Origin of the sequence: Kocuria oxytropis, assembly GCF_040981195.1 — a bacterium.
In the GTDB taxonomy this organism is placed as follows: domain Bacteria; phylum Actinomycetota; class Actinomycetes; order Actinomycetales; family Micrococcaceae; genus Kocuria; species Kocuria oxytropis.
This window is the reverse complement of the sequence record NZ_JAVFXA010000008.1, coordinates 143,272-164,265: the sequence shown is the minus strand read 5'-3', so window position 1 is coordinate 164,265 and position 20,994 is coordinate 143,272. Positions and strand designations below refer to the sequence as shown.

The 20,994-nt window shown below is 74.9% G+C and carries 18 protein-coding genes; 5 read left to right on the top strand and 13 right to left on the bottom strand.

Features of this window, described 5'->3' with window-relative positions; all coding sequences use genetic code 11:
- Positions 1–161 precede the first annotated feature (161 nt).
- The 5 genes from QYM41_RS10350 to QYM41_RS10330 form a co-directional block, all read right to left on the bottom strand.
- Positions 162–1,631 (bottom strand): LCP family protein, encoded by a 1,470-nt coding sequence (locus QYM41_RS10350; RefSeq protein WP_368799648.1) that lies wholly within the window; start codon positions 1,629–1,631, stop codon positions 162–164.
- Between the two features lie 149 nt (positions 1,632–1,780).
- Positions 1,781–2,917, bottom strand: coding sequence for a GTPase Era (locus QYM41_RS10345; RefSeq protein ID WP_368799647.1), 1,137 nt, complete (start codon positions 2,915–2,917; stop codon positions 1,781–1,783).
- Positions 2,910–4,241: a hemolysin family protein gene (locus tag QYM41_RS10340; protein ID WP_368799646.1), complete on the bottom strand. Its 1,332-nt coding sequence runs from the start codon at positions 4,239–4,241 to the stop codon at positions 2,910–2,912. Before QYM41_RS10340 ends, QYM41_RS10345 begins: the two co-directional genes overlap by 8 nt.
- 5 nt (positions 4,242–4,246) lie before the next feature.
- A complete protein-coding gene (ybeY, locus tag QYM41_RS10335) occupies positions 4,247–4,753 on the bottom strand; it encodes an rRNA maturation RNase YbeY (protein ID WP_368799645.1) in 507 nt (168 codons plus the stop codon).
- Complete coding sequence (locus tag QYM41_RS10330; RefSeq protein WP_368799644.1) at positions 4,753–5,838, bottom strand: PhoH family protein; 1,086 nt, start codon at positions 5,836–5,838, stop codon at positions 4,753–4,755. The genes ybeY and QYM41_RS10330 overlap by 1 nt, the downstream gene beginning before the upstream one ends.
- Positions 5,839–6,126: 288 nt before the next feature.
- On the opposite strand from QYM41_RS10330, the gene QYM41_RS10325 reads away from it, so the two are divergent.
- A complete protein-coding gene (locus QYM41_RS10325) occupies positions 6,127–7,053 on the top strand; it encodes a GerMN domain-containing protein (protein ID WP_368799643.1) in 927 nt (308 codons plus the stop codon).
- A 46-nt stretch (positions 7,054–7,099) separates the two neighbouring features.
- Here the strand turns inward: QYM41_RS10325 and QYM41_RS10320 are convergent, their stop codons facing one another.
- The 3 genes from QYM41_RS10320 to hrcA form a co-directional block, all read right to left on the bottom strand.
- Positions 7,100–7,879 carry a 16S rRNA (uracil(1498)-N(3))-methyltransferase gene (locus QYM41_RS10320; protein ID WP_368799642.1) on the bottom strand — a complete coding sequence of 260 codons (780 nt, stop codon included), beginning with the start codon at positions 7,877–7,879 and terminating at the stop codon, positions 7,100–7,102.
- Positions 7,876–9,027, bottom strand: coding sequence for a molecular chaperone DnaJ (gene dnaJ, locus QYM41_RS10315; protein ID WP_368799641.1), 1,152 nt, complete (start codon positions 9,025–9,027; stop codon positions 7,876–7,878). Before dnaJ ends, QYM41_RS10320 begins: the two co-directional genes overlap by 4 nt.
- Positions 9,028–9,100: 73 nt before the next feature.
- A complete protein-coding gene (hrcA, locus tag QYM41_RS10310) occupies positions 9,101–10,108 on the bottom strand; it encodes a heat-inducible transcriptional repressor HrcA (protein ID WP_368799640.1) in 1,008 nt (335 codons plus the stop codon).
- Positions 10,109–10,282: 174 nt separating this feature from the next.
- Between hrcA and QYM41_RS10305 the strand changes: the two genes are divergently transcribed.
- Together QYM41_RS10305 and QYM41_RS10300 are read left to right on the top strand one after the other, a co-directional pair.
- Entirely contained in the window at positions 10,283–11,146 is an 864-nt protein-coding gene (locus QYM41_RS10305; protein ID WP_368799639.1) for a DUF3097 domain-containing protein, read from the top strand.
- 163 nt (positions 11,147–11,309) lie between these two features.
- On the top strand, positions 11,310–11,774 hold the full coding sequence (locus QYM41_RS10300; protein WP_368799638.1) for a DUF4870 domain-containing protein: 465 nt from the start codon (positions 11,310–11,312) through the stop codon (positions 11,772–11,774).
- Between the two features lie 50 nt (positions 11,775–11,824).
- Here the strand turns inward: QYM41_RS10300 and hemW are convergent, their stop codons facing one another.
- A complete protein-coding gene (gene hemW, locus QYM41_RS10295) occupies positions 11,825–13,069 on the bottom strand; it encodes a radical SAM family heme chaperone HemW (protein WP_368799637.1) in 1,245 nt (414 codons plus the stop codon).
- Positions 13,069–14,925: a translation elongation factor 4 gene (gene lepA, locus QYM41_RS10290; RefSeq protein WP_368799636.1), complete on the bottom strand. Its 1,857-nt coding sequence runs from the start codon at positions 14,923–14,925 to the stop codon at positions 13,069–13,071. Before lepA ends, hemW begins: the two co-directional genes overlap by 1 nt.
- Positions 14,926–15,118: 193 nt before the next feature.
- Between lepA and QYM41_RS10285 the strand changes: the two genes are divergently transcribed.
- Together QYM41_RS10285 and rpsT are read left to right on the top strand one after the other, a co-directional pair.
- Positions 15,119–15,688: a type II toxin-antitoxin system PemK/MazF family toxin gene (locus QYM41_RS10285; RefSeq protein ID WP_368799635.1), complete on the top strand. Its 570-nt coding sequence runs from the start codon at positions 15,119–15,121 to the stop codon at positions 15,686–15,688.
- Positions 15,689–15,889: 201 nt separating this feature from the next.
- Positions 15,890–16,150 carry a 30S ribosomal protein S20 gene (rpsT, locus tag QYM41_RS10280; protein ID WP_368799634.1) on the top strand — a complete coding sequence of 87 codons (261 nt, stop codon included), beginning with the start codon at positions 15,890–15,892 and terminating at the stop codon, positions 16,148–16,150.
- Between the two features lie 133 nt (positions 16,151–16,283).
- Here the strand turns inward: rpsT and holA are convergent, their stop codons facing one another.
- The 3 genes from holA to QYM41_RS10265 form a co-directional block, all read right to left on the bottom strand.
- Positions 16,284–17,285, bottom strand: coding sequence for a DNA polymerase III subunit delta (gene holA, locus QYM41_RS10275; protein WP_368799633.1), 1,002 nt, complete (start codon positions 17,283–17,285; stop codon positions 16,284–16,286).
- A gap of 152 nt (positions 17,286–17,437) precedes the next feature.
- Positions 17,438–20,098, bottom strand: coding sequence for a ComEC/Rec2 family competence protein (locus tag QYM41_RS10270; RefSeq protein WP_368799632.1), 2,661 nt, complete (start codon positions 20,096–20,098; stop codon positions 17,438–17,440).
- Entirely contained in the window at positions 20,095–20,844 is a 750-nt protein-coding gene (locus QYM41_RS10265) for a ComEA family DNA-binding protein (protein WP_368799631.1), read from the bottom strand. Before QYM41_RS10265 ends, QYM41_RS10270 begins: the two co-directional genes overlap by 4 nt.
- Positions 20,845–20,994 lie beyond the last annotated feature (150 nt).

Genomic DNA, 20,994 nt, shown 5'->3' with positions numbered 1-20,994 from the left:
GCTCGGGACGTCTGCGGGTGGCCGGGCATCAGGAACTCCGCAACGGGAGGCCGGCCACTCGTCGACGGATCAGGCCCCGTTGCGGCACGTAAGGAGGAGGAGCGTCCCGGTCCGCATGGACCCAACCTACCACGGGGCCCTCGGCGCCCCGGGGGCCGGGCTCACCAGTCGCCGGCGGCCTCCTGGCAGGTGTACTGCTCGGCGGTCTGCCCGTTGAACTCCCCGGGCAGCACGGGTCCCAGCTCGAGCCGGTCCCCCTCCTGGAAGTCCTGGCCCACCGAGACGAACACCCCGGCGACGTCCGTGCTGGGCACGATCTGCGAGGACGGCACCCCCAGCAGCTCGGCGACCTCGACGGCGGCCCCGTACCAGCCCGTCCCGAAGAAGACCTGGGTGCCGGGCAGCTCGGTGGCCTGCGGGCCGGACTCGACGGCGGTGTAGCCCTCGGCCTCGAGCACCGCGGCGACCTCCTCGTCCCGGCCGTCGACGCCGGAGACGTTGGCGACCGTCAGCGGCACGGTGGTCGGGTCGACCGTGGGGGCCGGGGTCGCGGCCCCGGGCGTCGGCGTCGTGGTGGAGGTCGGGTCTTCGGCCGGTTCCGCGGACGGGGACGTCAGCGGCCGGTCCTCGCGCAGCGCCTCGAACAGGTGCTCGGCCGGTTCCTCCTCCAGCTGGAGCCGGTTGGGGTCCGCCGTGTACGGCTCCGTGGGCACGGTGACGAAGACCATGGCACCGAGGTCGATCCCCCGCACGGCCGTGGCGAGGCCGACGACGGTCGGGACGGACCCGAGCCCCTCGTCCACGTGCAGGTTGCGCGTGGCCACGTCGGCGATCTCGTAGAGCCGGGGCAGGTCCCGCAGCGTGCCCTCGTCCTTGACCTTGCGGGCCAGGGAGGCCAGGAAGGACTGCTGGGAGCGGATCCGGCTCGTGTCCCCGCCGTCGCCGAAGGCGGCGCGGCTGCGCAGGAACGCGAGGGCCTGCTCACCCTCCACGGAGGACACGCCGGCGGGCAGCTCGAGACCGGACTTGGGGTCGTCGACGGCCTCGTTGACGCACACCTCGACCCCGCCCACGGTGGAGGAGAGCTCCTTGACCGCGTTGAAGTCGGCGAGCATGAAGTGGTCGATCTTCAACCCGGTCATCTCGTTGACGGTCGCGACCGTGCACCCGGGGCCGCCGTTGGCGATCGCGGAGTTGAGCATCGCGTCCTCCTCGGCCGGGTGGACCTCGCCCGTCTCCGGGTCCGTGCACCGGGGAATGTCGGCCACCAGGTCGCGCGGCAGGGACACGACGGTGACACCGCTGCGGTCCTCGTTCACGTGCACCAGCATCATGACGTCGGTCAGGCCGGCACCCGAGCTGTCCTCGTCGTCGCCGTACCGCTCGTTGCCCTCGCCGTCACGGGTGTCCGTGCCCATGACGAGGATGTCCAGCGGACCGGACTCGGGGCCGGTGCCGTCGCCCAGGTCGAGCGGGGAGGTGTCCAGGTTGGACTGCAGGCGCCAGGTCGCGGCCACGCCGGCGCCCAGGGCGGCGATCAGCACGGCGACCAGCGCGACGGCGGCCCAGCGCTTCCGGGACCAGCGCCGCGGGCGCGGGCGTGCGGGGGCGTCGGGGGGCGTTGAGGACACGGTGCTCTTCTCCTGGGTGGCCCCGCGCACGAGACCCGGGATCGGGGGGACGGCGCCCGTCCGGGGCGCCGGATGTCATGGTAGCCGTCCGCCGGGCGCGGGGCGGGCGACGCGGCGGGGTGCGGGCGTGAGCGGCCCGCACCGGCGGCTCAGAAGCCCAGGCGGGACAGCTGCTTGGGGTCGCGCTGCCACTCCTTGGCGATCTTCACGTGCAGGTCGAGGTAGACCCTCGTGCCGAGCAGGGCCTCGATGGCGGTGCGGGAACGGGTCCCGATCTCGCGCAGCCGCGCCCCGCCCTTGCCGATGATGATGGCCTTCTGCGAGGACCGCTCGACGTAGACGTTCACGCGCACGTCGAGCAGGGGGCGGTCCGCGGGGCGGCCCTCGCGGGGCACCATCTCCTCGACCACGACCGCCAGGGAGTGCGGCAGCTCGTCCCGGACCCCCTCGAGGGCGGCCTCCCGGACGAGCTCGGCCACCATGGTCATCTCCGGCTCGTCGGTGAGCTCGCCGTCGGGGTACAGGGCCGGGGACTCCGGCATCCGGCCGACGAGCAGCTCGGCGAGGGCCTCGACCTGGAAGCCGTCCACGGCCGAGACGGGGATGACGTCGGCCCAGCCCGGTTCCCAGGCGTCGGGCCGGGGCGCGTGCGCGCCCCCGGCGCGGTGGCGGGGCTTGCGGGCGGCGCGCTCGGCCCGTTCCGCGCGGACCCGCTGCTCGGCCTCCATGACGGTGCGGCCCAGCTCGGTGACGGCCAGCAGCTGCTCGGCGAGCTCGGCGCGGGAGACGGTGTCCGTCTTCGTCACGATCGCCACGACCGGCTTGTTGCCGGACGCGGCGAGCTGCTGGGCGATGAACCGGTCCCCGGGGCCGATCTTCTCGTCGGCGGGCACGCAGAAGCCGATGACGTCGACCTCGGCGAGGGTGTCGGCCACGAGGTCGTTGAGCCGCTCGCCGAGCAGCGTCCGCGGCCGGTGCAGGCCCGGGGTGTCCACCAGCACGAGCTGGCCCTCGGGCCGGTGCACGATGCCCCGGATGGTGTGCCGCGTGGTCTGCGGCCGGCTCGACGTGATCGCGACCTTCTGCCCGACGAGGGCGTTGGTGAGCGTGGACTTCCCGGCGTTCGGACGGCCGACCAGCACGGCAAACCCGGCGCGGAACGGGGGGTGCTCCCCCGCGGCGGGCTCGGCGGCGGGAACGGCTCCGGCGGGAAGGTCTCCGGTGGATGCGGGCCCGGTGGGCGCGTCTCCGGCGGGAACGTCTCCGGTGGGTGCGGGCTCAGACATGGTGGTGGGTCTCCTCCTCGGAATCCTGGCGTGCGGGCTCCACGGCCGTGGAGCCGGGTGGGACCCAGTCGGGGTCCCGGTGGACCTCGAGCTGGCCCACCCGGTTGCGCCGGCCCTCCAGGGTGACGGCTTCGAGGACGATGCCCTCGACGGTGGCGCGGGAGCCCACGATGGGCACCCGGCCGATGGACTTGGCGAGCAGCCCGCCGGCCGTGTCGACCTCGTCGTCCTCGAGGTCGACGCCGAACAGGTCGCCCAGGTCCTCGACGCCGAGCGCGGCCGAGACCCGGTAGCGGCCGTCGCCGAGCGGGGCCACCTCGGGCTTCTCGCGGTCGTACTCGTCGACGATCTCCCCGAGCAGCTCCTCGATGAGGTCCTCCAGGGTCACGAGACCGGCGGTGCCCCCGTACTCGTCGACCACGATGGCCACGTGGATCGACTCGAGCTGCATCTCGCGCAGCAGCTCGTTGACCTTCTTCGACTCGGGCACGTAGCGGACCTCCCGGGCGAGCTCGGAGAGCCCCCCGAGGCGCAGCCCGGTGCCGAGGCGGTACACGCGTTCCGCGAGGTCCTTCTGGTACAGGATGCCGAGGACGTCGTCGGCGCTCTCCCCGATCACCGGGATGCGGGAGTAGCCGGAGCGGAAGAACAGGTTCAGCGCGTCGTCCACGGTGTCGTCGTCGTCGATCGAGACCATGTCGGTGCGGGGCACCATGACGGCCCGGACGTTGGTGTCGTCCAGGTCGAAGACCGAGTGCAGCAGCTCGGCCTCGTTGTCCTCGATGAGGGCCTGGCCCGTGGAGCGGTCCACGAACTCGAGCAGCTCCTCCTCGGTGAGGTGGCCGGGGGCGGTGTGCTCCGCGTCCCGGGCGACGGACGAGCCGAGGCGCACGAGCAGCCCGGGGACGGGCCCGAGAAGGATGCGCAGGACGCGGACGAGCCCGGCGGTGGCCCGCACGGTGCCGGTGGGGTGGCTGCGCCCGACCTGCCGGGGCGAGACCCCGGTGAGGACGAAGCCGACGGCGGCCATCACCACGGTGGCCAGCAGGCCCGCCAGCCAGACGTCGTCGAGGCCGTCGAACATCGCGAGGGCGACCGCCACGGCGGAGGCCGTCTCGAACCACACGCTCCAGAAGCGCAGGGCCTGCAGGTGCGCGGTGGGCGTGGCCAGGATCCTGGCGGCCGACGAGTCGGGGGCGTCCCGGGCGATGGCCTCGGCGTCCGCGCGGGGCAGGTAGGTGAGACCGGTCTCGGCGGCCGTGAGGACGAAGGCCGTGCCCAGGAACACGACCGCCGCCACGACCAGGACGGCAGTGGTCAGCACGGGCGCTACTCCATGGTCTCGACCGGCGCCGGCCGGCCGAGGAAGTCGGTGAGCAGGTCCCGCTGCAGGGCGAACATGGTCCGCCGCTCCTCGGGCTCCGCGTGGTCGTGCCCCAGCAGGTGCAGGATGCCGTGGGTGGTGAGCAGGCACAGCTCGTCGGCCACGGAGTGCCCGGCGGCCTCGGCCTGCCGGCGGGCCACCGGGGGGCAGAGCACGATGTCGCCCAGGGTCCCCTCGGCCGGCTCCTCCGCGGTGCCCGGGCGCAGCTCGTCCATGGGGAAGGACAGGACGTCCGTGGGGCCGGGCAGGTCCATCCACTCGAGGTGCAGGCGCGCCATCTCGTCCTCGTCGACGACGGCGATCGACAGCTCCGCGTCGGGGTGCACGTGCAGCCGCTCCAGGACGTGGCCCGCGAGCCGTCCCAGCAGCTCGACGTCGACCGCGTCCCAGGCCGGGCGCTCCCCGGCGGGCACGTCCCGCGGGTCGACCTGGACGTCGAACTCGACGGCCATCAGGCCTGCTCCCCGTCCCCGGCAGGAGCGGCCGGGGCGGCGTCGCGGGCGGCCCGGGCGTCGTCCTTGCGCCGGCGCCGCTCGTTGCGGTGCCGGTTGGTCGTGTCGAAGGCGTCGTAGGCGCTGACGATCCGGCTCACCAGCTCGTGGCGCACGACGTCCTCCGCCGTCATCTCCGTGAACGCGACGTCCTCGACACCGCTCAGCACGTGCTGGACCTGGCGCAGGCCCGAGGCCGCGCTCCCCGGCAGGTCCACCTGGGTGACGTCCCCGGTGACGACCATCCGGGAGCCGAAGCCGAGCCGGGTGAGGAACATCTTCATCTGCTCGGGGGTGGTGTTCTGCGCCTCGTCGAGGATGATGAACGCGTCGTTGAGGGTCCGCCCGCGCATGTAGGCGAGCGGGGCCACCTCGATGGTGCCCGCCTCCATGAGGCGCGGGATCGACTCCGGGTCCATCATGTCGTGCAGGGCGTCGTAGAGCGGGCGCAGGTACGGGTCGATCTTCTCGCTGAGCGTCCCGGGCAGGAAGCCCAGCCGCTCCCCCGCCTCCACGGCCGGGCGGGTGAGGATGATCCTCGACACCTCCTTGGCCTGCAGCGCCTGGACGGCCTTGGCCATGGCGAGGTAGGTCTTGCCCGTCCCGGCCGGGCCGATGCCGAAGACCACGGTGTGCTCGTCGATGGCGTCGACGTAGGCCTTCTGGTGCAGCGTCTTCGGCCGGATCGTGCGTCCGCGGCTCGAGAGGATGTTCTGGGTCAGCGCGCCGCTGGGCCGGGCGGTGAGGTCCCGGCCGATGAGCTCGAGCAGCTGGGCGATGACCTGGGGGGTGATCGAGGTCTCGCGGCCCGCCAGCACCTTCAGCTCCTCGAAGAGGGTGGCGACGATCCGCACGGGCCCGCTCGGCCCCTCGATCCCCAGCTCGAGACCGCGGGGGCTGGTCGCGAGCCCCGGGAACGCGGCCTCCACCCGGCGCAGGGTGTCGTCCCCGGATCCGAGGCAGCGGACCATGGTCTCGCGGTCGGGGAAGGTGATGACGGTGCGGGCCGTCAGGGGGTGCGTGGTGCCGGGCAGCGTCTCAGTCATGGGTCCGGCCGCGCGGGCCGTGCTCTCGCTCTCGATCGGGTGGGTGTGGTAGAGGCGGTGGACGGGTGCCGTCCTGACTCCAGGGTACCGCGCGGTTCCGGCACCCGTGGGCACGGGGGCGCACATTCCGATTTGGTATCGGTCCCGGCCGCCGGGGGTCCTCGGCTGGGGGCGCCACCGGCCGCTGTGCTGGAATGGTCCGGTCCTCCGGCAGGGGGACAGGTGCGGCCTCCCCCGGTGCCGGCACCGCCCCAGCAGAACCCGGAAAGCCGAGGTGCGCGTCCCCCCATGTCCACTGCCCGTTCCCAGCACGCGCCCGCCCGCGGCCGGCTCCCCGTGCTCGCGCTCTGTGCCGTGGGCACCCTCGTCCTCGGCGCGTGCGCCACGGCTCCGCAGCCCTCCCCGGACGGCGCGGTCCCCGCCTCGAGCGCGGCGCCGGCCTCCTCCGCGGCGACGAGCACCGCCGACGGGGACGTGGCCACCACCAAGCTGCCGGTCTATTGGGCGGGGCCCGCGGGTGACGAGGAGCGGCTGTTCCGGGAGTTCCGGGACGCGTCCGAGGCGGACGCCGCCGTGGATCCCATCGCGGCCGCGGCCGAGCTGATGACCGCGGCGACCCCCGCGGACCCTGACTACCGGACGCTGTGGGCCCCCGTGGACCGCGTCGGCGCCTCGACGTCCCCGGACGGGACCATCACCGTGGACCTGCCGTCCGAGGCCTTCCGCCCGGGCCTCGACGAGCGGGAGGCCCGGCTGGCGCTCCAGCAGCTCGCGCACACGGTGACCGACGCCGCGCACACGGCGGGCCTGCTCCCCGAGGGCTCGGAGGCCGAGGTCGTGGTGCTCGTGGACGGGCGTCCCGACGAGGAGGTCTTCGGCTCCGTGCGGCTGGACGTCCCCCTGCGCCCCGACGAGCAGGCGCAGGCCCCGGTGATGATCGAGGAGCCGCAGCAGGGTGCGCGGACCGAGCAGACGGTGACGCTGTCCGCCCGCGTGCTGGACGGCGTCCGGGACTGCGGGTGGACCGTGCGCGGGCCGGACGGGCAGGAGGTCTCGGCGGGTGCGGCGGAGATCGCCCCCCGCGGCGGCGGCAGCGCCGGCTTCCGGACCGCGCTGGAGCTGGAGCCCGGCGAGCACGGGGTGACGGCCTCCTGCCGGGACGCCGGGGGCGGGACGGTGCACGACGACAAGGACGTGGAGGTCGTGGCCGGCTAGGCCTCCGGTGCCCGGCCCACCGGGATCCGGCCCACCGGGATCCGGCTCACCGGGCTCCGGAGGGCCAGCGGCCGAGTCCGGCGCTGAGCACCGCCAGGGCGGCGGGCCCGGCGGTCGAGCTGCGCAGCACCTCCGGGCCGAGCCGGACCGCCAGGGCCCCCGCGCCGGTCAGGAGCTCGAGCTCGGCGGGGGCGATGCCGCCCTCGGGGCCCACCACGAGCACGATCCGCTCCGCACCGTGCCACGGGGTCCCGGCGGCCCCGGACAGCCCGGCCAGCCCGTCGACCGCCTCCTCGTGCAGGACCAGGCCCCGGGTACCCGGTTCCGCGAGCAGCCGGGCGAGCTCGCGGGTGGTGCACAGGGGCAGCACCTCGGGCCAGGCCGCCCGGCGGGACTGCTTCGCGGCGGCCGCGACCGTGTGCACCCACTTCTCGTGGCTCTTGGCCGCGCGCTCCTTCTTCCACCGCACGATCGAGCGGTCGGCCTGCCAGGGCACCACGGCGTCGACGCCCAGCTCGGTGGCGGTCTCCACGGCCAGCAGGTCCCGGTCGCCCTTCGCGAGGGCCTGGGCCAGCACGAGCCGGGGCGTGCGCCCGGGGTCGGTGGTCACCGTCTCCACGTCGACCTCCATGCTCTCGCGCTCGCCGGTGCGCAGCCGCCCGGTGGCCCGCGCTCCCGCGCCGTCGACGAGCTCGAGCCGCTCGCCGGGGGCGAGGCGGCGCACGGTGACGGCGTGCCGGGCCTCGGGACCCGTGACCGTCAGCACGGCCCCGGGGCCGAGGCCGGTGAGCCGCCCCGGGTCGACCTTGAAGACGGGCAGGCTCACAGGTCGGAGAACCTGTCCTTGAGCCGGGAGAAGAAGCCGCCGGAGCCGGCCGGGGTGTTCAGGGTGGTGCCGGTGGACTGGTCCTCGCCGCGCAGCCGGGACAGCTGCTCGAGCAGCTCGCGCTGCTCGTCGTCGAGCGCCGTGGGCGTCTCGACCTCCAGGTGCACGAACAGCTCCCCGCGCCCTCCGCCGCGCAGCCGGGTGGCTCCGAGCTCGTGCAGGGTCACGGTGTGACCGGTCTGCGTGCCGGGGGCCACGGGCACCTCGCGCTCGCCGTCGAAGGTCTCGAGGGTCACGGTGGTGCCGAGGGCCGCGGAGGTCATGGGCACGCGGACGCGGGCGTGCAGGTCGTCGCCCTGGCGCTCGAAGGTGGGGTCGGGATCGACCTTGAGCTCCACGTACAGGTCGCCGTTCGGTCCGCCCGCCGTGCCGGCCTCGCCCTGGCCCGAGAGCCGGATCCGGTTGCCGGTCGAGACGCCCGCGGGGATCTTGACCGTCAGCGGCCGGCGGTCCCGCACCCGGCCCTCGCCGTAGCACTCGTGGCAGGGGTGCTTGATGACGGTCCCGAAGCCCTGGCAGGTGGCGCAGGGCGCCGCGGTGACCACGGTGCCGAGGATCGACTGGACCTGGCGCTGGACCTGGCCGGAGCCGTGGCAGACGTCGCAGGTCTCGGGCTGGGTCCCGGCCTGGCAGCAGCTGCCGTTGCAGGTGGGGCAGACCACGGCGGTGTCCACGGTGATCTTCTTCTCGGTGCCGAAGACCGCGTCCTTGAGCGAGACGCGGACGTTGATCAGGGCGTCCTGGCCCTGCCGGGTCCGGGACGCGGGCCCGCGCCGCCCGGAGCCGGCGCCGCCGGCGCCCTGGAAGAAGGTGTCGAAGATGTCCGCGAAGCCGAAGCCCGAGCCGGGGAAGCCGCCGCCGAAGCCGGTGTCCGTGCCGTTCTCGTTGCCGGTGGCGTCGTAGACGCGCCGCTTCTCGGGGTCGGAGAGGACGTCGTTGGCGTGGGAGAGGCGCTTGAAGTCCTCGGCGGCCTCGGGGCCGGGGTTGACGTCGGGGTGCAGCCGGCGGGCCTTCTTCCGGTAGGCCTTCTTGATCTCTTCCTGGCTGGCGTCCCGGGACACGCCCAGGGTCTCGTAGTGATCGCTCACCGTGGTCCGTTCTGTCGAGAGGTCTGTGGTGGGTTTTCGGTGGCGGGCCCCGGGGACCGGGGCCCGCGGGGGCTCAGCCCCCGAGGATACGGGAGAGGTAGCGGGCGACCGCACGCACGGCGGCCATCGTGGACGGGTAGTCCATGCGCATCGGTCCCACGACCCCCACCTTGGACTGGGGCCCGTAGCCGGTGGCGACGACGGCGGCCTCGGACAGGGGGCCCTCGGCGTTCTCCGTGCCGATCCGCACGGCGACCCCGCGGGCGTCCTGCTCCATCTCCGAGAGCAGCCGCAGCATGACCACCTGCTCCTCGAGCGCCTCGAGGACCGGGCCGATGCTCAGGTGGAAGTCCCCCGTGGCACGGGCCAGGTTGGCGGTGCCGGCCATGACCATCCGGTGCTCGGCCCCGCCCGCGGCGAGGGCGCCGACGGCCTCCCCCACGGCCGCGGCGGCGGGCTGCAGCGGCGGGGCGGTGCCCGCCACCATCAGCGCGAGGGCGTCCGGCACCGCGGTCAGGGAGCGCCCGACCACGGCGGCCAGCACGCGGGCGCGCAGCTCGAGCAGCTGGGACTCCTCGAGCGGGGCGCGCAGCACGACCACGCGCTGGGCCACCCGCCCGTTGGTCGGGATGAGCACCACGAGCACCCGGCCGACGCCGAGGTCCACGACCTCGACGTGGCGCACGGTGACCCCGGACGCGTGCGGGTACTGCACGACCGCGACCTGCTGGGTGAGCTGCGCGAGCAGCCGCACGGTGCGCTCCATGACGTCGTCGATGTCCGCGGCGTCGTCCAGCAGCCGCTGGATGGCCCGCCGCTCGGGACCCGAGAGCGGCTTGACGGCCGCGATCTGGTCGACGAAAGTGCGGTAGCCCTTGTCCGTGGGGATCCGGCCCGAACTGGTGTGGGGGGCCGTGATCAGCCCCTCCTCCTCGAGGGCGGCCATGTCGTTGCGCACCGTGGCCGAGGAGACGCCCAGCCGGTGCCGGTCCACGAGCGCCTTCGAGCCCACGGGCTCGCGGAAGTGCACGTAGTCCTCCACGATGGCCTGCAGGATCTGCAGTCGTCTCGGATGGTTCACGTCGCTCCTCCCCCGGTCCGTTCTCGTCGCCCGCCCCCTGGCACTCGGGCGGGCACAGTGCTAACGCCGTCCAGTGTAGCCCCCGTGTCCGACGACCGGGCCGCGACCACCGGTTTGGTACGCTTCCGGCTGATCCGCGCCGGACGCGCGGCACCGCGACCCGGGAGGACGACCATGAGCGAGCACGGCTGGGGTCCGCGCAGCCTCGACGACGACGCCCTCGCCCGCCGCCGCCCGGCCTCCCCGGAGGTGCCGGTCGCCCCGGGGATGGTCCTGGAGGACGTCACGACCGGTTGGGTCGGCGCCGTCGTGTCCCTGGAGACCATCGGCGGGATGCGCGTGCTCGGCCTCGAGGACCGGAGGGGCCGGGTCAAGGCGTTCCCCCTGGGGCCGGGCTTCCTGCTCGAGGGCGAGTCCGTGGTCGTGGTCGAACCCCGCCGGGCCCCCGCGGCGCGCAAGCCCTCCCGCACCCGGTCCGGGTCCGTGGCCGTCGAGGGGCTGCGCGCGAGCACCGCGAAGGCCTCCCGGGTGTGGGTCGAGGGCTACCACGACGCGGAGCTGGTCGCGAAGGTCTGGGGCCACGACCTGGCGGTCGAGGGCATCGTGGTGGAGCCCCTGCACGGCATCGACGACCTGCCCGCCGCCGTGCGCGAGTTCGGGCCCGGTCCCGGGCGGCGGCTCGGGATCCTCGTGGACCACCTCGTGGCCGGCTCCAAGGAGTCCCGGATCGCCGCCGAGACCATGCGCCTGCCCGGCGCCGCGGGCAACGTGCTGGTCCTGGGCCACCCCTACGTCGACATCTGGCAGGCGGTCAAGCCGCGCACGCTCGGGGTCGACGCCTGGCCCGTGGTCCCCCGCGGCACCGACTGGAAGACCGGCACCGCCGCCGCCCTCGGCTGGCCGCACCGCACCCCCGGGGACCTGGGGCGGGCCTGGCAGCACATCCTCTCCCGCGTGGACAGCTACGCCGACCTGGAGCCGTCCCTGCTGGGCCGGGTCGAGGAGCTCATCGACTTCCTCACGGCCCCCGGGGCCTGATCCGGCGCACCAGCGCGCCCCGCCGTCCGCCCTGCCGCCGCGGTCCGTCACAAAGGCACACGCGCGCGGCCGCCACCTGTCGCCGCCGGGACCGGCCGGTAGGATGGTCCTGTCCCACCCACCTGCCGCGGCCCCACCGCGGTCCCACCTCCGAAGGACTTCCGTGCCCGTGCAGACCGACCCCCGATCGAGCCGCGAGAACACCGGGGCCCCGTTCGAGGGCCTTGCCCCCGTGGCCCAGCCGCTGACCGTCACCGAGGACCACCAGTGGGCGACCCTCGCGCACTTCGGCGGTGTCATCGGCTTCGTCCCGTCGTTCCTGGTCCACCGCGTCTTCCGCGGGCGGGGTCCGTTCACGGAGCAGGAGTCGATGGAGGCCATGAACTTCACCCTGCTGCCGAGTCTCGTGGTGGTGGCCGGGATCCTGCTCGCCCCGGTGCCGTTCATCGGCTGGTTCTTCGCGCTCGCCGCCGCCGCCGCGTGGCTGCTGCTGGCCGTGGGGTCCCTCATCGGCGGCGTCCGCGTGAACCGCGGCGAACCGCACCGCTACCGCTTCAACACCCGGCTCTACGACCGGCTCGCCGAGAAGCTGCGCGAGCGCTCGCGGGAGCGCGCACGGCGCGGCTGACGCCACCCGGTCCCCCGCCTGCTCCGCTCGTGGGTCGTGCCGGGGGACAGTCAGGGGAGCAGCCGCCGCACCACGGCGTCCCCGAGCAGCCGGCCCCGCAGGGTCAGGACCACCGATCCGGCCAGGGCCGCCGCCGGCTCCACCAGACCGTCCGCGATCAGGCCCGCCACTGCGGCCCGCCCGTCCTCGGCCAGGGCGGCCGTGGGCAGCCCGTCCCGGATCCTGGCCTCCAGCATCACCCGCTCGAGGTGCCGGGTGTCCGCGTCGAGGACCTCGCGCCCGGCCGCCGGCGAGTGCCCCGCACGCACCCGGTTCGTGTAGGGCACGGGGTGCTTGAGGTTCCACCAGCGGGTCCCGCCCACGTGCGAGTGCGCTCCGGGGCCGATGCCCCACCAGTCCTGGTTGTGCCAGTACGCGAGGTTGTGCCGGCTGCGGTGGGCCAAGGGGTCGGCGCCGTCCGCGGGCCGGGCCCAGTTGCTCACCTCGTACCACTCGTAGCCGGCCTCCGCGAGGAGCCGGTCGGCGAGCTCGTACTTGTCGGCCTGGTCGTCCTCGTCGACCGGCGGGACCTCGCCGCGCCGCATCCGCGCCGCGAGCCTCGTGCCGTCCTCGATGATCAGGGCGTAGGCGGAGACGTGGTCCGGCTCGTAGCCGACGGCCGTGCGCACCGAGTGCTCCCAGTCGGCCAGGGACTCCCCCGGGGTGCCGTGGATGAGGTCCACGCTGACACCCAGGCCCGCCTCCCGTGCCCACCGGACGGCGCGCGGCACGTTCTCGGGGTCGTGCGTGCGGTCCAGGACGGAGAGCACGTGCGGAACGGCCGACTGCATGCCGAAGGAGACCCGGGTCACCCCGGCCTCCCGCAGCACCGCCAGGGACCGGGGCGTCACGGAGTCCGGGTTGGCCTCCGTGGTCACCTCCGCGCCCGCGGCGAGACCGAAGCTCTCGCGGGCCTGCGCCAGGACCGCCGCGAGGTCCTCGGCGGGCAGCAGCGTGGGCGTGCCGCCGCCGAAGAACACGCTGTGCAGCGGGCGGGGGGCCGCTCCGGAGTCCTCCAGCACGCGGCGCGCCCACCGGACCTCCGCGGCGGCGTCCCCGGCGTAGGCGTCCTGGGACACCCCGGGGCCGAGCTCCACGGCCGTGTAGGTGTTGAAGTCGCAGTAGCCGCACCGGACCGCGCAGAACGGCACGTGCACGTAGAGGCTGAGCGTGCGGTCGGCGGAGCCCTCCACGGCGGAGGGCGGCAGCAGTCCGTCGAGCGGGCCGGGCAGGCCCTCCGGCTGTGCGGGGGCCACTACTTCTTCTTGTCCTTCGCCCCGGCCTCGTCGGAGGACAGCGCCGCGACGAACGCCTCCTGCGGGACCTCCACGCGGCCCACCATCTTCATCCGCTTCTTGCCCTCCTTCTGCTTCTCGAGCAGCTTGCGCTTGCGCGAGATGTCCCCGCCGTAGCACTTGGAGAGCACGTCCTTGCGGATGGCCCGGATGTTCTCACGGGCGATCACCCGGGAGCCGATGGCCGCCTGGATGGGGACCTCGAACTGCTGGCGCGGGATGAGCTCCCGCAGCTTGCCGGTCATCATCACCCCGTAGGCGTACGCCTTGTCCCGGTGGGTGATCGCGCTGAAGGCGTCCACCGGCTCGCCCTGCAGGAGGATGTCCACCTTGACGAGGTCGGCGGCCTCCTCGCCCTCGGCCTTCCAGTCCAGGGACGCGTAGCCCTTGGTGCGCGACTTGAGCTGGTCGAAGAAGTCGAAGACGATCTCGGCGAGGGGAAGCCGGTAGCGCAGCTCCACGCGGTCCTCGGAGAGGTAGTCCATGCCCTTGAGCTGGCCGCGCTTGGACTGGCAGAGCTCCATGATCGCGCCGATGAACTCGGAGGGCGCCAGGACGGTGGCGGCGACCATCGGCTCGCGGATCTCGGCGATCTTCCCCTCGGGGAACTCGGACGGGTTCGTGACCACGCGCTCGGAGCGGTCCTCGAGGGTGACGTTGTAGCTCACCGAGGGCGCGGTGGAGATCAGGTCGAGGTCGAACTCCCGCTCCAGCCGGTCCCGGGTGATCTCCAGGTGGAGCAGGCCCAGGAACCCGCAGCGGAACCCGAAGCCCAGGGCCGCGGAGTTCTCGGGCTCGTAGACCAGGGCGGCGTCGTTGAGCTGGAGCTTGTCCAGGGCGTCGCGCAGCACCGGGTAGTCGGAGCCGTCGATGGGGAACAGCCCCGAGAAGACCATCGGCTTGGGGTCCTCGTAGCCGCCCAGGTTCTCGGCCGCCGGCCGCTGGTGGTTGGTCACGGTGTCGCCCACCCGGGACTGGCGCACGTCCTTGACCCCGGTGATGAGGTAGCCCACCTCGCCCACGCCCAGGCCCTGCGTGGGCTTCGGCTCGGGCGAGATCACCCCGATCTCCAGCAGCTCGTGCTGGGCGCCGGTGGACATCATCCGGATCCGCTCACGCGGGGTCAGCTTGCCGTCGACCACGCGGATGTAGGTCACCACGCCGCGGTAGGTGTCGTAGACGGAGTCGAAGATCATGGCCCGCGACGGCGCGTCGGCGCGGCCCTCCGGGGCGGGGACCTCCTGCACGATCCGGTCCAGCAGGGCCTCCACGCCCTCGCCCGTCTTGCCCGAGACCCGCAGCACGTCGTCCGGGTCCACGCCGATGAGGTGGCCCAGCTCCTGGGCGTACTTCTCCGGCTGGGCGGCGGGCAGGTCGATCTTGTTCAGCACCGGGATGATCGTGAGGTCGTTCTCCATGGCCAGGTAGAGGTTGGCCAGGGTCTGCGCCTCGATGCCCTGCGCGGCGTCCACGAGGAGCAGCGCGCCCTCGCACGCGGCCAGGGAGCGGGAGACCTCGTAGGTGAAGTCGACGTGGCCCGGGGTGTCGATCATGTTCAGGGCGTAGTCCGTGCCGGCCACGTTCCACGGCATCCGCACGGCCTGCGACTTGATGGTGATCCCGCGCTCGCGCTCGATGTCCATCCGGTCCAGGTACTGGGCCTTCATCTCCCGGGGCGTCACCACGCCGGTGGCCTGCAGCATCCGGTCCGCGAGCGTGGACTTCCCGTGGTCGATGTGGGCGATGATGCAGAAGTTCCGGAGGATCGACGGGTCGGTCGAAGCGGGAACCGGGGGGTTGACGGCCAGCGGTGACACGGGCGGTCCTTTCTCCGGAGATCGTCGCTTCCGGCAGGTCCTGGGGCTACCGGCGGGTGGACCGCGCCGGGGATTCGACTGTCCAGTTTCCCACGTTTGGCGGTGGGGGGCCATTTCGCCGGGCGCGCCCTCCCGCGCGGTTCGACAACGCCGCGCGCACCGCTCCGGTCAGGCCACTGGCTAGAGTGGGCGCATGCGACCGAACCTCCGTGACCTGGCCCGGATCGCCTCCCGCGCCGTGGATCTCTACCGGCGCTCCGCGCAGGCGCGCCCGGAGCGCCGCCGGCCGCACGGACGCGCCGCCTCCCCCTCCGCCCGGCCCACCGCGCCGTCCTGTGCCGGCGGCGGCCGTCCCGAGTGGCTCTCCCGGCCGTACCCCGGCGACTGGAGCGGACCCGTCCGCCCCGTCTACCGCCCGCTGTCCGACGGCCAGGCCGACCCCGGCGAGGTCGTGTGGACCTGGGTGCCCTTCGAGGAGGACCACAGCCGCGGCAAGGACCGGCCGGTGCTCGTGGTGGACCGGGCCGGGGACCACCTGCTGTGCCTCATGCTCACGTCCCGGGACCGCACCGACGACACGGAGAGGGACCCCGCCTACGTGGACGTCGGGACCGGCCCGTGGGACCCCCGGGGACGCCCCTCGGAGGTCAAGCTCGACCGCGTGATCCAGGTCCTGCCCGCGGACGTCCGGCGGGAGGGCGCGGTCCTGCCCGAGCACCTCTTCGACCGCGTCGCCGGCCGGCTCCACCGGCTGCGCGGCTGAGCGCGCCGTCGCGCGGGCCGGCCGTGTCGCCCCGTCCGGCGGCGGGGCGCGGTCTGCTAGACTGTTCTGCTGTGTGTCCGCGCTGGTCGTCGGGCACTGCAGGGCGGTCGCCACACGGGCGTCCCCACTCCCACTCAGTCACATGACCGTCCTGTTTGCCCTCACTGACCGAATTCCGCACCCATCGCCAAGGAGTTATACGTGGCCAACATCAAGTCCCAGAAGAAGCGCAACCTCACCAACGAGAAGGCGCGTCTGCGCAACAACGCCTACAAGTCCGAGCTGAAGACGCTGGTCCGCCGCGTCGACGAGGCCGTCGGCGCCGCCGACAAGGAGACCGCCCAGGACGCCCTGCGCGTCGTCTCCCGCAAGCTCGACAAGGCCGTCAGCAAGGGTGTCCTGCACAAGAACAACGCGGCCAACAAGAAGTCCGGCCTGGCCAAGCTGGTCGCCAAGATCTGATCCCGGTCCCCTCGCGGACCGCGCCCGCCGCACCGGCGGGCCGCAGCACGGAGGCCCCGTCCCGCTCCGGGACGGGGCCTCCGTCGTGCCCGGGGGCCGGGCACGACGCCGGCCCGAGGGGCGGTCCCGGCGCTCAGCGCCGCCCGGACAGGGCGATGGTCGTGATCGCCCGTTCCACGGCGTAGGCGGGGTCCCTGCCCTCGCCCTTGACCTGCGCGTCGGCCTCGGCCAGCGCCCGCAGCGCCCGCACGAGGTCCTCCTCGGAGAACCGCCGGGACTCCTCCTGCGCCCGCTCCACCTGCCACGGGGCCGCCCCGATGCGCTGGGCGAGCTGTCCCGCGCCGCCCCGGGTCCCGTGCACCTGGGCGATCGTGCGCAGCTTGGCGGCCAGCGCACCGACCATCGGGACGGGGTCCACCCCGGTGTCGAGGGCCTGGCGCCACAGCTTGAGGGCGCTCTCGGCGCGTCCGGCCAGCGCGGCGTCGGCGACCTTGAAGGCCGTGGCCTCCACCCGCCCCCCGTAGTACTTCTCGACGTCGTCGAAGCTGATGCTCTCCGGCCCGTCGGAGAGCAGCTGGGCGCACGCGGCAGCCAGCTCCGCCGTGCTGCTGCCCACGGCCGCCGCGAGCGCGCGGGCGGCGTCCGGGTCGATGCGCCGGCGGTGGGTGCGGAACTCGGTGACGATGAAGTCGGTCTTGTCCCGGTCGTTCTTGAGGGGCTTGCACTCGACGACGACGGCGCCGGCGGCCTTGAGGGCGTCGAGGAGCTTCTTGCCGCGGTTGCCGCCGCTGTGCTCCCACAGCACGACGACGTCGGGGTCGGGAGCGCTGACGTAGGCGAGACCGTCGGCGAGGCAGTCGTCGTTCATGGCCGCGAGGTTGCTGACGTGGATGAGCTTCGCGTCGTCGAAGAGCGAGGGGCTGGCGAGCGCAGCGAGCTGTCCGGGGGTGTAGGCGGCGGCGTCCACGGTGGAGAGCTCCACGGGTCCGCGCTGGTCCTTGAGGGCGCTGCGGACGCGGTCGCGGGCGCGGGCGGCGAGGTAGTCCTCGGGGCCGGTGAGCAGCACGAGCGGGGCGGGCTCGACGTCGCGCCAGGTGGGTCCGGTGGTGGGTGCGGGGCGTCGGGGTGGGGTCATGGCCGCGTCCTCCTGTCGTGGCGGCCGGGTGGGGCCGCGGGCGGGGTGGGTTCCAGCTTCCCACGTCCCGGCGACATGTGCCGCCGCGGGAGCAGGCCGCGGGAGCCGGAGGAGCGGGGCGCCCGTGCCGGCGCCCCGCGGAGCCCTGGCCATCAGGGGGCTTCGGGGACCGCCCGGAGCCGGCCGCCCTCGCGCAGGAGGTAGGCGCTGCCGTGCTCGTCGGTGCGCACGAGCGGGACGCCGCGGCTCCGCAGGTGGGCGAGGATCCGCGGGTGGGGATGGCCGTAGTCGTTGTCCCTCCCGACGGACACGACGGCGAGCCGGGGGCTGGCGGCGTCGATGACGGCGGTGCCCCCGTTGCGGGCGCCGTGGTGGGAGACCTTGAGGACGTCGACGTCCAGGAGGAGGCCGGCGGTGCGCACGAGGGCGCGTGCGCCCTCCTCCTCCAGGTCCCCGGCGAGCAGCCAGGAGGTGCTGCGGCCGTCCGGGCCGGTGAGCTCGGCGCGCAGCACGAGGGAGGCGTTGTTCTCGTCGGAGGAGGACGGGTCGTGCCGGCGCCCCGGTGGTGTCGGGTCCGGGGCGAGGACGGTGAGCCGCAGCCCGCCCAGGGCGCGGGTCTCGCCGGGGGCGGGACGGCGGGCCGGGGTGCCGGGCAGGTTCCGGGTCAGCTGCTCCGGGGGGCCCGGGGCGGCCGTGGCGTACCAGACCTCCTCGGTCCCGCCGTGCCGGGCGAGGGCCGGGAGGCCGCCGGTGTGGTCGGCGTGGGCGTGGCTGAGGACCACGAGGTCCAGGTGCTCGACTCCGCTGCGGCGCAGGCACCGTGCCAGGGCCCGCGGGTCGGGGCCGGTGTCCACGAGGACGGCCCGCCCCGGTCCGGTGCGCAGGAGCACCGCGTCGCCCTGCCCCACGTCGCACAGCACGGCCTCCCACGGCGGGGGCGGCCGGCGGGCGTCCACGGCGGCGCGCACGGCCAGCAGCAGGACCAGCAGCAGCACGGCCGCGGCGGCCGCCGTGCGCCGGCGGGCCCGGAACCGCCGGTGCTCCTCGGCGGGCGGGTCCGGGGCGGGTTCCGTGCGCAGGGTCCCGGCGGTGGGGCCGGGCCGGCGTCGGCGCACGTCGAGGGCGTGCACGGCGAGCAGGGCCCCGGCGCTGGCCAGGACCATCAGGAGCACACCGGGCGGGCCCGCGGGCCAGGGGGCCAGCGCCCCGGGGGCCTCCGACAGCGTCCGGGCCGTGCCGGCGACGAGCCGGGCACCCACCGCTCCCGCGCCCAGGGGCAGCGCGGCCGCCGCGTCCCCCGCCCCGCCGGGCAGGTTCAGCAGCAGCAGGCCGGCGAGGCCGCACACGGTCACGACCGGCACCAGCGGGGCGGCCAGCACGTTGGCCGGCAGGGAGTACACCGGCACGGCGGGCTGGAGGAGCAGCAGCACGGGCGCGCACCACAGCTGGGCCGTCGCCGGGATCGCGACCGCCACGGCGAGCACGTCCGGGACCCTGGCGCCCAGGCACCGGGCAAGGGGGCGTCCGCTGACCACGATCCCGGCGGTCGCGAGCACCGAGAGGACGAAGCCGTACTCCGCGGCCAGCGCCGGGCGGACGACGACGAGCACGAGCACGGCCCCGGAGAGGGTGGCCAGGGACACGGCCGTGCGGCCCGTGAGGAGGCTGAGGGCGGCGAGTCCTCCCATCACGGCGGCGCGGAGCACGGAGGGGTCGGGGCCCACGAGGAGCACGAACGCGGCCAGGGCACCGAGACCGGCGGCGAGGCAGGTGCGCCGTCCGGCTCCGAGGGACAGGGCGGCGTGCCCGGCGAGGGCGGTGACCAGGGCGCAGTTGGCGCCGGAGACGGCGGTCAGGTGGCTCAGCCCGGTGTCCCGCATCGCCTGCTCGAGCTCCGGGCCGATCCCGGAGCGCTCGCCGAACGTCATCCCGGGCAGCAGGCCCGTGGCGTCGGGTCCGAGGCCGGCGGTGGCGTGCACGAAGCGCTCCCGGATCCGCTCCCGCCGGCCGTCCTCCGCCGGCGGCAGGCCCGTGGGCTCGGCGGCCGCGCGCAGCACCGGCGGGCCGGGGGCGGGCGGGCCGGCCGTGAGCACCGCGGCGATCCGTTGCCCGGGGACCAGGGCGGCCCAGGCCGGCCCGTCCGCGAACACGGTGGCCGTGACGTCCGCGGAGCCGCTGCGGCCCCGGTGGGTGACCCGGTCGAGGTCCAGCTCGACGACCACGCCGGTGCGGTCCTCCCCCGTGTGTCCTTCCCCCGTGTGTCCTTCCCCCGTGTGTCCTTCCCCCGTGCGGCCCGTTCCGGCGGGTGCGGACCATCGCCGGGGCGGCTCGGCCACCTGGGCGGTCACGGACAGCGTCCCGCCTCGGGCGAGGGCGTCCCCGAACGGGCCCCGGGCGGTGTCCTGCCGGGCCGCCGCGCTGCTCAGGAGCACGGCCGCGACGGCGAGGGTGCTGAGGGCGACCGCCGACCACGGCACGGTCCGCCCTGCCCCGGAGGCGCCGTTCCGCTCGATCTGAGAGGCGCCGTTCCGCTCGGGGGCAGGACAGCCGGACCGGCGGACGCGGGCGGCAGCGCGGATCGTGGCGGGTGCCAGGATCGGGACCAGGACGTGGGCGAGGACGAGCCCCGCCAGGTAGAGGATCCCGCCGACCGCGGCTCGGTCCGGGGGCAGGTGCACGGTCAGCAGCCCGGTGAGCCACGCGCCGAGGGCGGCGGGCACGAGGCGCAGGTCCCAGGTGCGTCCTGGGGTGCGGGTGTCGCGGTGCTCCTGGTGCTCCAGGGCGCCGGCCCACCAGACGGCGGGGTGCCTCACACCGTGACCAGGGGCACGAGAGCGTCCATCAGGGCGGGGCCGATGCCCGGCACGGCGTCGAGGTCGGTGACGGCGGTGAACCCGCCGTGCTGCTGCCGGAACTCGACGATCCGCCCGGCCAGCACCGGGCCGACCCGTGGGAGGGACTCGAGCTCGGCCGCGGTGGCCGTGTTGAGGTCCAGCGGTCCCGGCGGCCCGCCCGGCGGCCCGCCCGGGGGCGTGCCAGGGGCGGCGGGACCCGTGGGCGGTGCGGCGGGGTTCCCGGCCGCGGCCGGGAACCCGGGCACGGCGGGGGCGGCAGCCGCGTCCGTGCCGGGCACGAGGACCTGCTGGCCGTCGGTCACGGGGGCGGCCAGGTTGACGGCGTCCGTCGCGGCGCCGTCCGTGAGGCCGCCGGCGGCCTCGACCGCGTCGACGACCCGTGCGCCGCCGGCCACGGACACGACGCCGGGGCGGGCGACCTCCCCGGTCACGTGCACGTACAGCGTCGGTCCCGGGGAGGGCCACGGTGGGCTGGACGGTTCCGACGGGCCGGTCGGCCCCGGCACCGTGGGCTCGGCTCCGGACGCGGTGTCGGCGCCGGCGGAGCCGCCGTGCGCAGTGCCGTCCGGGGGCCCGGCGTCGAGCTCGGCCTCGGCGAGCACGGCCGCGTCCGGACCTCCGGCGCCGTCCCGGCCCGGTCCCAGCACCGTCCAGGCCAGTCCGGTGACCGCGGCGAGGGCGAGCAGGAGCAGGGACCGCGGCACCCTGGTCCGGGCGGCGACCTGCCGGCGGTGGGCCGGTGCCGCCCCCGGTCCCTCGGGCCCGCCGGAGGGAGCACGGACGGAGGCAGCGGAGGCATCCGGGGTGGGTGCGGCCGTGCCGGCGCCGGTCTCGGCCAGCAGCGCGGCCAGCCG

What these genes read in the sequence shown, in the direction of transcription:
- QYM41_RS10285 (WP_368799635.1), top strand. Translation starts at nt 15,119, where the DNA reads ATGCGACCGAACCTCCGTGACCTGGCCCGGATCGCCTCCCGCGCCGTG.
- QYM41_RS10330 (WP_368799644.1), bottom strand. Translation starts at nt 5,838, where the DNA reads ATGACTGAGACGCTGCCCGGCACCACGCACCCCCTGACGGCCCGCACC.
- QYM41_RS10305 (WP_368799639.1), top strand. Translation starts at nt 10,283, where the DNA reads ATGAGCGAGCACGGCTGGGGTCCGCGCAGCCTCGACGACGACGCCCTC.
- QYM41_RS10345 (WP_368799647.1), bottom strand. Translation starts at nt 2,917, where the DNA reads ATGTCTGAGCCCGCACCCACCGGAGACGTTCCCGCCGGAGACGCGCCC.
- QYM41_RS10325 (WP_368799643.1), top strand. Translation starts at nt 6,127, where the DNA reads ATGTCCACTGCCCGTTCCCAGCACGCGCCCGCCCGCGGCCGGCTCCCC.
- holA (WP_368799633.1), bottom strand. Translation starts at nt 17,285, where the DNA reads ATGACCCCACCCCGACGCCCCGCACCCACCACCGGACCCACCTGGCGC.
- ybeY (WP_368799645.1), bottom strand. Translation starts at nt 4,753, where the DNA reads ATGGCCGTCGAGTTCGACGTCCAGGTCGACCCGCGGGACGTGCCCGCC.